15 protein-coding genes and 1 tRNA gene are annotated in these 12,084 nt (G+C 59.3%); 8 read left to right on the forward strand and 8 right to left on the reverse strand.

Features of this window, described 5'->3' with window-relative positions; genetic code table 11:
* From modC to csrA, 3 genes are all read left to right on the forward strand, one after another.
* Window positions 1–1,092, forward strand: coding sequence for a molybdenum ABC transporter ATP-binding protein (gene modC, locus ACMGF5_RS25010; RefSeq protein WP_414157391.1), 1,092 nt, complete (start codon window positions 1–3; stop codon window positions 1,090–1,092).
* Between the two features lie 57 nt (window positions 1,093–1,149).
* Window positions 1,150–2,172, forward strand: a complete 1,023-nt coding sequence (locus ACMGF5_RS25015) for a DNA topoisomerase IB (protein ID WP_414157392.1) — start codon at window positions 1,150–1,152, stop codon at window positions 2,170–2,172.
* A gap of 252 nt (window positions 2,173–2,424) precedes the next feature.
* A complete protein-coding gene (gene csrA, locus ACMGF5_RS25020) occupies window positions 2,425–2,622 on the forward strand; it encodes a carbon storage regulator CsrA (protein WP_012315047.1) in 198 nt (65 codons plus the stop codon).
* Between the two features lie 64 nt (window positions 2,623–2,686).
* On the opposite strand, the gene ACMGF5_RS25025 is transcribed toward csrA, so the two are convergent.
* From ACMGF5_RS25025 to ACMGF5_RS25035, 3 genes are read right to left on the reverse strand one after another with little or no spacing between them, the layout of a single operon-like run.
* The gene (locus tag ACMGF5_RS25025; RefSeq protein ID WP_012315048.1) at window positions 2,687–3,040 is read right to left on the reverse strand and encodes a response regulator; all 354 of its coding nucleotides are present in this window, start codon (window positions 3,038–3,040) and stop codon (window positions 2,687–2,689) included.
* Window positions 3,041–3,051: 11 nt separating this feature from the next.
* Window positions 3,052–4,497: an ATPase domain-containing protein gene (locus ACMGF5_RS25030; protein ID WP_414157393.1), complete on the reverse strand. Its 1,446-nt coding sequence runs from the start codon at window positions 4,495–4,497 to the stop codon at window positions 3,052–3,054.
* A 5-nt stretch (window positions 4,498–4,502) separates the two neighbouring features.
* Window positions 4,503–5,663, reverse strand: a complete 1,161-nt coding sequence (locus tag ACMGF5_RS25035) for a two-component system sensor histidine kinase NtrB (RefSeq protein WP_115274395.1) — start codon at window positions 5,661–5,663, stop codon at window positions 4,503–4,505.
* A 301-nt stretch (window positions 5,664–5,964) separates the two neighbouring features.
* Here ACMGF5_RS25035 and ACMGF5_RS25040 point away from each other — a divergent pair.
* Together ACMGF5_RS25040 and ACMGF5_RS25045 are read left to right on the forward strand one after the other, a co-directional pair.
* Window positions 5,965–6,049 (forward strand) — tRNA-Leu (locus ACMGF5_RS25040).
* Between the two features lie 103 nt (window positions 6,050–6,152).
* Window positions 6,153–6,566, forward strand: coding sequence for a DoxX family protein (locus ACMGF5_RS25045; protein WP_115274394.1), 414 nt, complete (start codon window positions 6,153–6,155; stop codon window positions 6,564–6,566).
* Between the two features lies 1 nt (window position 6,567).
* Here ACMGF5_RS25045 and ACMGF5_RS25050 read toward each other — a convergent pair whose 3' ends face one another.
* Window positions 6,568–6,762 carry a hypothetical protein gene (locus ACMGF5_RS25050; RefSeq protein ID WP_115274393.1) on the reverse strand — a complete coding sequence of 65 codons (195 nt, stop codon included), beginning with the start codon at window positions 6,760–6,762 and terminating at the stop codon, window positions 6,568–6,570.
* 255 nt (window positions 6,763–7,017) lie between these two features.
* Between ACMGF5_RS25050 and ACMGF5_RS25055 the strand changes: the two genes are divergently transcribed.
* Window positions 7,018–7,692: a polysaccharide lyase family 7 protein gene (locus ACMGF5_RS25055; RefSeq protein WP_119687347.1), complete on the forward strand. Its 675-nt coding sequence runs from the start codon at window positions 7,018–7,020 to the stop codon at window positions 7,690–7,692.
* A 178-nt stretch (window positions 7,693–7,870) separates the two neighbouring features.
* On the opposite strand, the gene ACMGF5_RS25060 is transcribed toward ACMGF5_RS25055, so the two are convergent.
* Window positions 7,871–8,104: a hypothetical protein gene (locus tag ACMGF5_RS25060; protein ID WP_196996605.1), complete on the reverse strand. Its 234-nt coding sequence runs from the start codon at window positions 8,102–8,104 to the stop codon at window positions 7,871–7,873.
* 227 nt (window positions 8,105–8,331) lie between these two features.
* On the opposite strand from ACMGF5_RS25060, the gene ACMGF5_RS25065 reads away from it, so the two are divergent.
* Window positions 8,332–8,631, forward strand: a complete 300-nt coding sequence (locus ACMGF5_RS25065; RefSeq protein ID WP_414157394.1) for a hypothetical protein — start codon at window positions 8,332–8,334, stop codon at window positions 8,629–8,631.
* On the opposite strand, the gene ACMGF5_RS25070 is transcribed toward ACMGF5_RS25065, so the two are convergent.
* Together ACMGF5_RS25070 and ACMGF5_RS25075 are read right to left on the reverse strand one after the other, a co-directional pair.
* On the reverse strand, window positions 8,628–9,545 hold the full coding sequence (locus tag ACMGF5_RS25070) for a LysR family transcriptional regulator (protein WP_046785724.1): 918 nt from the start codon (window positions 9,543–9,545) through the stop codon (window positions 8,628–8,630). The genes ACMGF5_RS25065 and ACMGF5_RS25070 overlap by 4 nt on opposite strands.
* Before the next feature lie 164 nt (window positions 9,546–9,709).
* Window positions 9,710–10,702, reverse strand: coding sequence for a zinc-dependent alcohol dehydrogenase family protein (locus ACMGF5_RS25075; RefSeq protein WP_196996607.1), 993 nt, complete (start codon window positions 10,700–10,702; stop codon window positions 9,710–9,712).
* 391 nt (window positions 10,703–11,093) lie between these two features.
* On the opposite strand from ACMGF5_RS25075, the gene ACMGF5_RS25080 reads away from it, so the two are divergent.
* Window positions 11,094–11,306 (forward strand): entry exclusion lipoprotein TrbK, encoded by a 213-nt coding sequence (locus ACMGF5_RS25080; RefSeq protein WP_237858811.1) that lies wholly within the window; start codon window positions 11,094–11,096, stop codon window positions 11,304–11,306.
* Between the two features lie 67 nt (window positions 11,307–11,373).
* On the opposite strand, the gene trbK is transcribed toward ACMGF5_RS25080, so the two are convergent.
* A complete protein-coding gene (trbK, locus tag ACMGF5_RS25085) occupies window positions 11,374–11,619 on the reverse strand; it encodes an entry exclusion lipoprotein TrbK (RefSeq protein ID WP_237858813.1) in 246 nt (81 codons plus the stop codon).
* Between the last annotated feature and the right edge of the window lie 465 nt (window positions 11,620–12,084).

Below are 12,084 nucleotides of genomic sequence, written 5' to 3' on the forward strand. Positions count from 1 at the left end.
ATGACCGGATCGATTGTGGCGCGCCTCAAGCTTGCGCGTGACGACTTCACCCTGGATGTCGACCTGCAACTGCCAGGGCGCGGCATCAGCGCGCTGTTCGGCCATTCCGGCTCGGGCAAAACCTCGTGCCTGCGCTGCCTGGCCGGGCTGGAACGGGCTGCGAGCGCGTACATCGAGGTCAACGGTGAAGTCTGGGAAGACAGCACACGTGGCCACTTCCTGGCGCCGCACCTGCGCCCGGTCGGCTACGTGTTCCAGGAGGCCAGCCTGTTCCCGCACTTGTCGGTGCGCGGCAACCTGGAGTTCGGCTGGCGGCGAATTGCACCAGGCCAGCGCAAGGTCAGCCTCGACCAGGCCTGCCAGCTGCTGGGCATCGGCCACCTGCTCGAGCGCAGGCCCGCAACCCTGTCCGGTGGCGAGGCCCAACGTGTGGGTATCGCCCGGGCGCTGCTCAGCAGCCCGCGCCTGTTATTGATGGATGAGCCCCTGGCCGCACTGGACGGGCCGCGCAAGCGCGAGATCCTGCCCTACCTGGAGCGCCTGCACGAGGAACTGGACATCCCGCTGGTGTACGTCAGCCATGCCCAGGATGAAGTGGCGCGGTTGGCCGATCACCTGGTGCTGCTGGAGCAAGGCAAGGCCACGGCCAGTGGCCCGATTGGCCAGACGCTCGCCCGCCTGGACCTGTCGCTGGCCCAGGGCGACGATGCCGGCGTGGTGTTCGAGGGCCTTGTGGTTGGCCACGACCCGCAGTACGGCCTGCTGGACCTGCGCCTGGCTGGCCACGAAGCGCCTTTACTACGCATTGCCCACCCGGCACACAGCCTGGGCAGCGCCTTGCGCGTGAAGGTTCAGGCCCGCGACGTCAGCCTCACGCTAACGGCAGATGGTACCTCCAGTATCCTCAACCGGCTGGCGGTGCGCGTACGCGAAGTGCACCCGGCGGATAACCCGGCGCATGTGCTGGTAAGCCTGGATGCCGGCGGCAATGCCCTGCTGGCGCGCATCACCCGCTTCTCGGCGGACCAGCTCGGCCTGCACCCGGGGCAGGCTTTGTTTGCGCAAATAAAGTCGGTAGCGCTATTGGGCTGAGCATCGCTCGCACGGCCGCTGTCCATTGATCAGTGACCTGAACGAGGCCTGCCGCCCATGCCTGACTGCAACTTGCCCGCCAGCCTGCATTACGTTGACGATAGCCAGCCCGGCCTGAGCCGGCGCCGCTGGCGTGACCGTTTCATCTATTTGGATGCCCAAGGCCAACGTGTGCGCGACACTGAAACGCTGGCGCGCATCGCCGCCCTGGTGATCCCGCCGGCCTACACCGACGTGTGGATCTGCGCCGACCCGCAAGGCCACCTGCAAGCCACAGGGCGCGATGCGCGTGGCCGCAAGCAGTACCGCTACCACGCCCAGTGGCGCGAGCTGCGCGATCAACACAAATATGGGCGCATGCTGGCCTTCGCCAAGGCATTGCCCAAGCTTCGCGCACAGCTGGAGACACACCTGGCGCGCCCAGGGCTGGACCGGGAAAAGGTAATGGCACTGGTGGTCAGCCTGCTGGACCACACACTGATCCGCATCGGCAACGAGCGCTACCTGCGCGACAACAAATCCTACGGCCTGACCACGCTGCGCAACCGCCACGTCAAGGTCGAGGGCAGCACCATCCGCTTCCAGTTCCGCGGCAAGCGCGGCGTGGAACACAATGTCACCCTGCGCGACCGACGCCTGGCCAACCTGCTCAAACGCTGCATGGAGCTGCCGGGGCAGGCGCTGTTCCAGTATCTGGACGAAGAAGGCCAGCGGCACAGCATTGGGTCCAGTGAGATCAACCAGTTCCTGCAACAACTGACCGGGGCCGATTTCACTGCCAAGGATTACCGCACCTGGGCAGGTAGCAGCCTGGCGCTGAGCCTGCTCAGGCCGCTGGCCTGGGAGCCCGAGAGCGAGGCAAAGCGCCAGGTTGCGAGTATCGTCAAGCAGGTGGCCGCGCGCCTGGGCAATACCCCAGCCGTGTGCAGGCGCTGCTACATCCACCCTGCAGTGCTGGAGCATTACGCCTTGGGGCGCCTGGCAGAGCTGCCAGGCAGCCGTGTGCGCAAAGGCCTTGATCCCGAAGAGGTAGCGTTGCTGTTGTTTCTGCAGGCACTGGAGCAAGCGCAAGCCAATTGAGCGAACCTATGCCTGCAATCATGCAGAGAAATTTCCCATTAAGGCCGAAGCCCCCTATCCTTGCCACCGAGCACCTTCGCCGGGACGCTTACCGCGTTTTACAACGGCACCTGCAACTAAAGACACACAACAGAATTTGTCTGACGGGGAATTAATATCCGCCGAAAGCGTCTTTAATGAGAAGGAAGAGGGACAGGCTCCCACCACTGCGGCACTTGCCGGGTGGATTTTGATATCACCAAGGAGAACTACATGCTGATACTCACCCGTAAGGTTGGCGAAAGCATCGTCATCAACGATGACATCAAAGTCACCATTCTGGGCGTGAAGGGGATGCAGGTGAGGATTGGCATCGATGCACCAAAGGATGTCCAGGTGCACCGGGAAGAAATCTTCAAGCGTATCCAGGCCGGCAGCCCGGCCCCGGAAAAGCACGACGACCAACACTGATTGCGACACTTCAAGCCGCACGGACGCGCTTGATCGATTGGGTACACACACCGCAGCCCGAGCCTCAGGCGCCAAGCAGCTCGCGCACTTTGGCGATCAACTTGTCCACGTCGAACGGTTTGTCGAACGCCGCAGCGAACAGCTCCGGGCGTCCCTGGCTGGCCTGCGCACCGCTCATCAGGATCACAGGCAGGTCGGGCAGCTGCAGCTCTTTGCGGATCGCCAGCACCAGCTCTTCGCCGTTGAGCACCGGCATCATGTAATCGGTGATCACCAGATCCACGCGTTTTTCCTGTAACGCTTCCAGGGCCTTGCGCCCATTGCTCGCCTTTTCCACCAAAAAGCCTTCGTCCTCCAGGGCAAAGCCCAGGATATCGGCGATCAGGTATTCGTCATCGACGATCAGGATAGTGTTCATCAGCAGGCCCTTCACCCGCTGCCTTGGGGCACCGGAGTACCCGAGAGCACACCGGATGAGCCCTCGAAAGTCTTGTCCAGGTGGATGCCCTGCGGCCCGATACGCAACTCATGCAGCGCGGGGTCGTGATGGCTGTCACGCACCTTGAGCACAGACAACATGCGCCGCAGTTGCGAATCCAGTTCGACAAAACGCATCAGCAAGAGGTTATCGACGATGCTCGACAGGTCGGGGGCCGGGGCGGTGATTTCCGAGCCGAAGAGGTCGCGCATCTCCCAGGTGAGCATGACGCTGATATCGCGTGCGCGCAGCTCGCCAGTCAAGGCGCGGAAGAACGCGTTGAGCCGTGCAGGATCAGTTGCCAGGCGGCTGAATGCGCCCAGGCTGTCTATCAGGACACGCTTGCTGCCCTGCTGCTGAACTTGTTCCAGCAGGCGCGCACCAACCTGGTCGAGCAAACCCTCGGTAGTCGGCTGCCAGCTCAGTTGCAAAGCACCTTGCCGTTCCAGCGCGGCGAAATCGTAACCCAAGGAGGTGGCCTTCAGGCGTAACCTTGCAGGTGTTTCATAGAAGCCAAAATGCAGCGCGGGGCTCTGGGCAGTTGCTGCGCCAAGAAAGGCCAGGCCCAGTGACGTCTTGCCAACGCCCGAGGGGCCCATCAACAAACTGACCGAGCCACTGGCCAGCCCGCCCCCCAGCATTTCATCCAGCGTGGATACGCCCGTGGTCACCTGGTTCAGCGTGGCCGAGCCCAGCTGGCTGGGGTGGCTGTACAGCGCCTCCAGGCGCGGATACACATGGATCCCGGCCTCGTCGATCAGGCATTCATGGCGCCCGGACAGCGCCCCACTACCCCGCGTTTTGCGCAGTTGCACATGGCGCACGGCGCGGCTGCCCAGCAGTTGTTCGCCCAGTTCGATCACGCCATCGACCATGGTGTGCTCGGGGCTGCCTTCATCGAGCCGGGCACTGGTCAGCAGCAGCACGGTACAGCCGGCAAAAGCGGCATGCCCCTGCAATTCGGAAACGAACTTCTTGGTGTCCAGTGCCGTTTCCGCGCGGACCCGGGCGTTGAGCACGCCGTCAACGATCAGCAGGCTGGCTTGCTGCCGGCCGATTTCCTGGCGGAGCAATTTGACCACCGCATCGAGCCCCTCTTGTTCAAGGGTATCGAAGGCGCTGACGAATTGGACCTGGTCACCGATCAGCGTCGAGTCGAAGAACGTCAAGGTCGCCAGATACTGAAAAAGCCGTTCATGGGACTCGCTGAGCAAGGTGGCAACCAATACTCGGCCGCCGTTGCGCACATGACCACAGGCCAATTGGTTGGCGAGAATGGTCTTGCCCGCGCCAGGCGGCCCCTGAACGATGTATGAGCCACCTGCGACCAGGCCGCCCTTGAGTAGGGCATCGAGCCCTTCGATCCCCGTCAACAGCCGCTTGAGTGCCTGAACCATGAGGATTACCTGTGGAGTTGAGGGGCCGCAGCGCGCTCCGACGTCGGCAGGTAAAGGCGTATGCAGGTGCCTTTGCCGACCGTGCTCTGCACAGTGATTGCGCCGTTGCTTTGCTTGGCAAAGCCGTAGGCCTGACTGAGCCCAAGGCCTGTACCCTTGCCAAAAGGCTTGGTGGTGAAAAATGGCTCGAAGATGCGTGGCAGCACTTGGGGGTCGATGCCAGCACCGGTGTCGCGCACTTCAAAGCACACGAACGGGCCGTGCAGCCCGTCCACTTCGCCCGTCAGCACCACAGCATCAAGCGCAATGCAGATCGCACCCCGCTCGCCAATTGCATCGCGGGCATTGAACAGCAAATTGAGCAATACCATCTGTAACTGCCCGGCATCCACTTCGATCACGGGCAAGTCAGGTTGCAGGTGCTCCTGCAACTCGACATCGCTCGGCAAGGCGTGCTCCAGCAAACTGCGCGTCGAAGCCAGCACAGTGGCGGGTGCGACCATCGTGACATCCATCTGCCGATGCCGAGCGAACGTCAGCAGTTGCTGAGTCAGCTGGGTACCACGCCGGCCCGCATCCACGATGTGCTCCAGCATACGCTGCACACGCGCCGGGTCCTGGCTATTGAGTGCCAACTTGGCCGAACTCATGATGATAGTGAGCAGGTTGTTGAAATCATGCGCCAACCCACCGGTCAACTGGCCCAGCGCCTCGAGCTTTTGCGCCTGGAACAGTTGGGCGCGGATGGCGTCCAGTTGCAGTGCCGATTCGCGCCGGTCTGTAATGTCGCGCGTGACCTTGGCCAGGCCAATGATGTGCCCCAGATCATCGCGGATCACATCGAGGGCGGCCAACGCCCAGAATTGCGTACCGTCCTTGCGTACCCGCCAGCCCTCATCCTGCGCCACGCCCAGTTCAAGGGCTTGCTTGAGCAAATAGTCAGGACGCCCTTCGGCGCAGTCCTGGGGGGTGAAGAACAGCGAGAAATGCCGGCCTATAACTTCGTCAGCACGGTAACCCTTGATCCGCTCGGCGCCTGCATTCCACGACACCACATGGCCAGAGGGGTCGAGCATGTAGATGGCATAGTCCACCACAGCCTGCACCAACTGCTCGTAGCGGTTGGCGGTCATTACAGGCGAGGCGATGCAGTCGGCTGAAACCATGCAAACTCCACAGGCACAGCGGTTGGGCGGCAATGAGTTCGGCCAGGGTAGCCCCCAAGCATGGGCGGACGATGCACCCGTCAGCACGGTGAGGACAGGCTTGGGACATGGATGCAGCACTCATTGGATCCAGTCAGGAACGGCACAGTGGCCTAATGACAGTAAGGTGTCAATCGCCTGTGCCAAAGCCACCCCACTTCTTAGATCATAGGCGCTATAGTTGACTCAAATATAACAATGGGTTATAAAGCGCGCTTGATTGCCAGGGCCTTCTGCTTAGAAGCGTGCCGGCATCACGCGTGCGAGTGTGGTGGAATTGGTATACACAGCAGACTTAAAATCTGTCGGCGTGAGCCTTGCGGGTTCGAGTCCCGCCACTCGCACCATACTTCCAGGAAAGGCGCCCTTGCGGCGCCTTTTTGCTGCCCGGCGGAAATTCGCCATGCAGCTGCTAAAGTGGAGCTTGTCTGCATCCACTGGAATGCCACCATGCGCTACTCCCTGTTCGCTGGCCAACGCGACGTGATCATCCTGATCGCCCGTGTGCTATTGATGATCCTCTTCGTCATTTCCGGCTGGGCGAAGCTGACCGGCTTCGATGGCACGGTCGGCTACATGACCTCGCTGGGCGCCCCCGCGCCCATGGTTGCCGCAGCGATCGCCGTGATCATGGAGTTCTTCGTCGCCATCATCCTGATCCTCGGCTTCTACACCCGCCCGCTGGCCTTCCTGTTCGCCCTGTTCGTGCTGGGCACCGCGCTGATCGGACATCCATTCTGGAACATGGTCGACCCTGAACGGGCCGCCAACATGACCCAGTTCCTAAAAAACCTGAGCATTGTTGGCGGCTTGCTGCTCCTGGCGGTGAGCGGCCCGGGGCGCTTCTCGCTGGACGGGCGTTGAGTCAGTCTTCCAGGTCGTCGTGCCAGGCTGGGTGGTCGCGCTCGTCGTCATCGAGGTCATCCAGCAACGCATCGTCCTCCTCGACTTCATCCTCGGCACCCTGAGCGTCCGCTTCGGGTTCGAAGCCGTCGTAGAGAAATTCGTGGTCGAGCAGGTGATCGTGTTCAGGCTCGTGCAGGTCGTCTTCGTGGCGCATGATCGCTCCTGGGAAAGTGGCACGCCTGTATAAGCGCATCGGGTGGCATGGTCAATGGATGGGGCGGGGGTTAATGCTGACTTAACCGGTAACCTTCATCCTGCAAGCTCTCCCTTCAAACGTGACTTGCCCGCCTTAATGGCGGGCTTTTTTTGCACTGCCCTTCATCAGTGACAGACTTCTTCGATGGAACTTCTCCCCCACCTGCCACGCTCGCAAACCTTGCAGGACCCGGAATTTTCAAGGAGAAATCTCATGGCAGTAAACATCGACAGTCTCATCATTACCACTCCGGTGCCGAAATCCGCCTCCAACCCGGTCGCCTTGGAAGTCACTGGCGCACAGGCATTGGCTAGCCTGACCCACGTTGTTGCACGCCAGAGTGACGGCTCGATACGCATGACCGCGCCGACCAAGGGTGCTTCCAGCAAAAGTACTCACCGAACACGCTGCGAATGGAAAGAAGCCGTGTATTGGTCACTGGGCAGCGCAGCGCGCCACCGCAATCACCAGACAATGACCCTGGAGAAGGTAAATCTGGCGCGAAAGGTGGTAATTGCCCAGTTGCATGTGAAAGACAATAACAGCCCGCCAATCAAGGTGTTCTGGAACAAAGGCAAAATCACTGTCGGCTTTCGTTCAGATTTTAACCAGGCCACGCCAGTCAACAGCACCGTGCTGGCCGAGGTGCCGCTGGGTACGCGTTTCGATGTGAGCATCGAGGTGAGCGAAAGTGGCGCTTGCATGGTCAGTGCAAGCAGCAATGGCCGCAGCGGCACCACGACCGCACTGCAACTAGCGCCATCCTGGGCGACGCAGACGCTGAATTTTCACGGCGGCGTCTACAACCAGGTGGACTACAGCGATGACACGCCGGCAGAGGATGCCTCGGTGTGCGTGATCAGCGCACTTGAACTGAGCCATGAGTGAGCCAGCCATGACAGGCTGCGAACAAGCTCTTCACGAATTTATGACAAGTGCATAGGCACACTGATATTGCTTCGTACGTTCTTTAGGCCCGCCACTTGTTGGCGGGTTTTCTTTTTCTGGTGCCTTGGGGGTCGCACGACTGGCCGGGCGTCGCGCGCCAAAAACTACTGACGGGCGCTCAGACCGGAGCGTCAAGAACAGTCACCCTCACACCCGTAGCCAAAACCTCGAACTCTGTTTCAGAAATCTTTTTCACATCCCCCCCAGCCTGCATTTCGAAATGCTTCAAGCCCTCATGCCGAACCATGCCGTGCGGCGAGCGCTCAACGGTTTCATCTTGATAAATGTTGATCACGTACCGCACGTTGTCCGTGCCGACACCGATGATTTTTCCGACATATTTATCTGCCATGTCCGCATCTCCTTCATTACCTCACCGTAGCGGGTGCTTGTTGATCAAGCCACCCTGCTGAGGGATGCAGCCGACTTTCAGACAATCGGATGCCGCGGCGCCCAACAAGCTCACGCACGACCCTTGGTCAACTTTTTGTACTAATCAGTACATTCCATGGGTAAAATCCACTCCGACTGGCAATTGCCCTACAAACCTACGATCTGGTCATGGAGTGTATTGAGACGATGCAAACGGATTCAAATCGCCTGATGACCGCTCTGGAGCACAAGATGCTGCTTGAGCATTTCAGCATCAGCGCTACCCGGATTGAGGAGCAACTGAAATACATCGTTTGCGGGCAATCCACACCAAGCGAGCTAGAGGTGCTGCTTGGCCCATATGAGAATTGCGAGAGCCGGGGTGACCTGAGATTGCTCAGGTGGGTGTTTGTCTACACTGAGGGGGCCCTGGGCCTGAGCGACCCTCAGGTACTTACGGTGGCAATCGACGCAAAGGGCTGCGTAACTGATTTTGCCCTCGTCTAGCGTGCTGACCTGATCGGAGAATCCCTTTCCTCTTGGAATAACGCACTTACCCACTCGACAAATACGCGCACATTGGGGGACAGGCGCCGGCGATCCGGAAACAGCACGGAAACGGTCTTCGGCTCGACTGGAACATCCGGCAGAGCCTCCACCAGGCGCCCGCTATCGATGTATCGCTGCAACGCCGGGCGCAACCCCTGCACCATCCCGATCCCCGCCAGCGCGCAGCAGAGTAACGCCCCGGCATTGTCGACGACGATGGCGCTGCGCATCTTTACACTGATCATTTTACCGTTGCCCCTGAATCGCCAAGGCATGATCTGGCGGCGCTGCTCAACCATGAAGTTGACTGCCAGGTGCGCCTGTAAATCATCCAGCGTGCCGGGTAACCCATGTTTCTTTACGTAGGCGGGAGCCGCGCAGGTCACCAAAGCAACCTCGCCGATACGTTTGGCAACCAGGCTCGAATCATCCAGATCACCGAGCCGCACGGAACAATCGATGCCTTGCGCGATAAGGTCGTTCAGATTGTCAGAGGTTGCCAGAGATATTTCCAGGCCAGGGTAGCGATCCATGAACTCGGGCAATCGCGGGATTATCACCGCCTGGCCGAGTACGGTCTGCATGTCGATCCTGAGCTTGCCTCGCGGCGGGCGGGTCGGCGAAAACCAGTCCAGCGTGTCCGCTAGCTCAGCGAGTAATTTCAGGCTTCGTTCATAGAACTCATCGCCAGCGGGCGTAGTGTTCACCCTGCGCGTGGTGCGGTGTAACAGCTGAACGCCCAATTCGTGCTCAAGATTCTGGATGAGCTTGGAGAGTGCCGGGCGATGCACATTGAGCGCCTCGGCCGCTTTGGTATAGCTGCCATGCTCAACAACTGCCACGAACATTTGCATGGCTTCGATCAGGTTCATCGCGATCTTCCAGTTACCTGTGCATTGGGCCAGACGTACTCTGCACTAAGGACGATAGCGAAGCCAGGCGCCTCTCTCATACACCGAAACAAAACATGCCATCACTGCTTGGTAGCAAGCAGCGATGGCATACCGCAGCCTGGCTGACGGCCGCAGGATGCTATTCAGTCAACCACGACGACGATCTTGCCGATCTGCGCATTCGACTCCATTCGGCGGTGTGCTGCCGCAATTTCATTGAGCGGGAAGACCTGGTCGATGACGGGCTTGAGCTGACCACCTGCCAAGCCTTTGCCAACGAATGCCTTGGCATTGGCCAGCTTTTGAATATCTGTGGTGATTTCGAACAGCTCGTAGCCGCGCACGGTCAGGTGTTTGCCAAGAATGTCGAAGACCGGAACCGGGATATCGCGATGATCGAGAGCGCCGTACTGGAAGAAGATCCCGGTATTGGCCATGGATTTGATCAACTTGGTTGCCTCGGGGCCACCAACGGGGTCGAAAACAATACGCGCGCCTTCGCCCTCGGTGATCGCGGCCACCTCGGCAATCAAATCCTCTTCCTGGGTGGCGATTACATATTTTGCACCAACATCCAGCAACGCCTGGCGCTTGGCACTTGTGCGAGTAAGGGCCACCGGGATGGCGCCTAGCATGTTGGCGATCTGGATCGCTGCCAGGCCCACACTGCTCGACGCAGCCGGGATGAGCACGGTTTCGCCAGCCTTTAGATTGCCGTACTCAACCAGGGCGCCGTATGCAGTGACAAACATCATCCAGCTGGCCGCTGCCTCCACGAAGCTGAGGTTGGACGGATGCTTGACGACAGCATGCGCGGGCGCATTGACCACCTCGCCATACATGCCGTAATCAGCGAATGAGAACGACGGCACGACGCTAACTACGTCACCTGGAACAACGTCGCTGACGTCACTACCAACCGCGCGGACAACCCCGGCCGCTTCATAGCCGAGCTTCGCCGGGAACTGCGGATCAATCACGTACTGCCCAGTGCGGTACATGATTTCCGCACGGTTCAAGCCGATAGCTTTTACTTCGATCTGCACCTCGCCGCTTTTCGGCGCGGGTACAGCGACTTCATCGAGAATCAGAACATCAGCGTCACCGGTACGGTGAAAGTGAACGACCTTGGGCATGGCACACCTCATTAACGGCTAGGGATAACGGTTCCTTCTGGAAGTCGCGCCCATGCTACCCACCCGTTTGCCTGGGATAGAGAGCTGTTCGGCTCATAAATTGGTACTCAACAAGAACCAATCCCTGGCCGGTCGGCACATAGAAAGGGCACGCAGGGCGCCTTCGGCTGGTTCAGTTACACCACTTCCCGGGACACGATCCTGAACGGTTGGTGTCGCACTGAATCGACCTTGGATTTGCAGACACCTCCAACAGCTGCTCTGGGTCGAAAGTAGCCGGTCGCGACTGACCGCAATCGACCCATAGCAGACCCCCAAGGTAACGGACAGACGCCTTTGTGAACCGAAGGAGTTTTGCTATAACAGCCGACCATCTCAAAGGAATGAACCTATGACAATCAAATCTGTAATTTTTCTCACCGCTGCGCTTGCTTCAGGTTTCGCCATGGCGGTCGGCGAGGCTGATTATTCAGTGTCAGAAGAGCATTGCACTCCTGAGTACTGGGAGAAGCTACCAGATGGCAAAAAGACGGAACATCTAATCGAGAAGTGCGATGATCTGGAGCCATCCGAGAACGGCGGTTCTGGGCAAAGGGTCCGCTGAGCGCGATCCGAAGGATAAGGAGCCCGTAGGCTCCTTATTGGCCGAAGTGGCTTGTCAGGCTGGAGTCTCAGAAATTGTCTTCTGGGCTTTTCTTGAATTCCCATTTGGTCATCTTCTTCGCAGCGACGAAACTCTTGCAGTTTGCGATGAACTCGTTACGGTTAGACTCTTTCGATAAGCTCGCCAGATTCTTTTCGTACATCTCCGGAGCACAGTTGTCTGCTGTCGGCTCGGGCACTTTTTCCTCCGAGCAAGCTGCCAAAATCATGGCCAACCCCATGACTGCACCCAGCCGAGCCAATTTGATATCCATATTCTGATCCTTCGGTCATTGCGTTTAGCGTGGTAATGGGCTCCCTCGAGCCCGGCGGTAGCCTAAAGCGTGGGGGCGCGAAACGCCAGCTTTGACCATCTCCCTCGCCATACACCAACGGCCGTCGACTCCGCTGCGCCCTGATACATACCGTCCAGCTTTCACAATAAGATTGGCTGACCGCTAGCCTCAACAGCCTTCGCTTTGGTTCTACGCTTTTTCGGCTCAGGGTTAACACGAGCTCGATCCTGAGCTCGGCTCGGCGAGCCAAAATTGCGGATGCGATCTTCGGATCATTGGCCCAGCGTGAACCGGCTGCAGCAGCAGTCGAAGGCTTGCTGCCTGCGGCTTCCGCCGATTCTTTGTTGGGCGCACCACGGGCCTTAGCGTCAACAAACTGTCGCTGTTTGTCTATTAACACCATTAACAAAAACCTTCAGGGGGGAGAAAAATGTATACGTGGGG

It is taken from the genome of Pseudomonas sp. BNK-15 (assembly GCF_047456105.1).
In the GTDB taxonomy this organism is placed as follows: domain Bacteria; phylum Pseudomonadota; class Gammaproteobacteria; order Pseudomonadales; family Pseudomonadaceae; genus Aquipseudomonas; species Aquipseudomonas putida_E.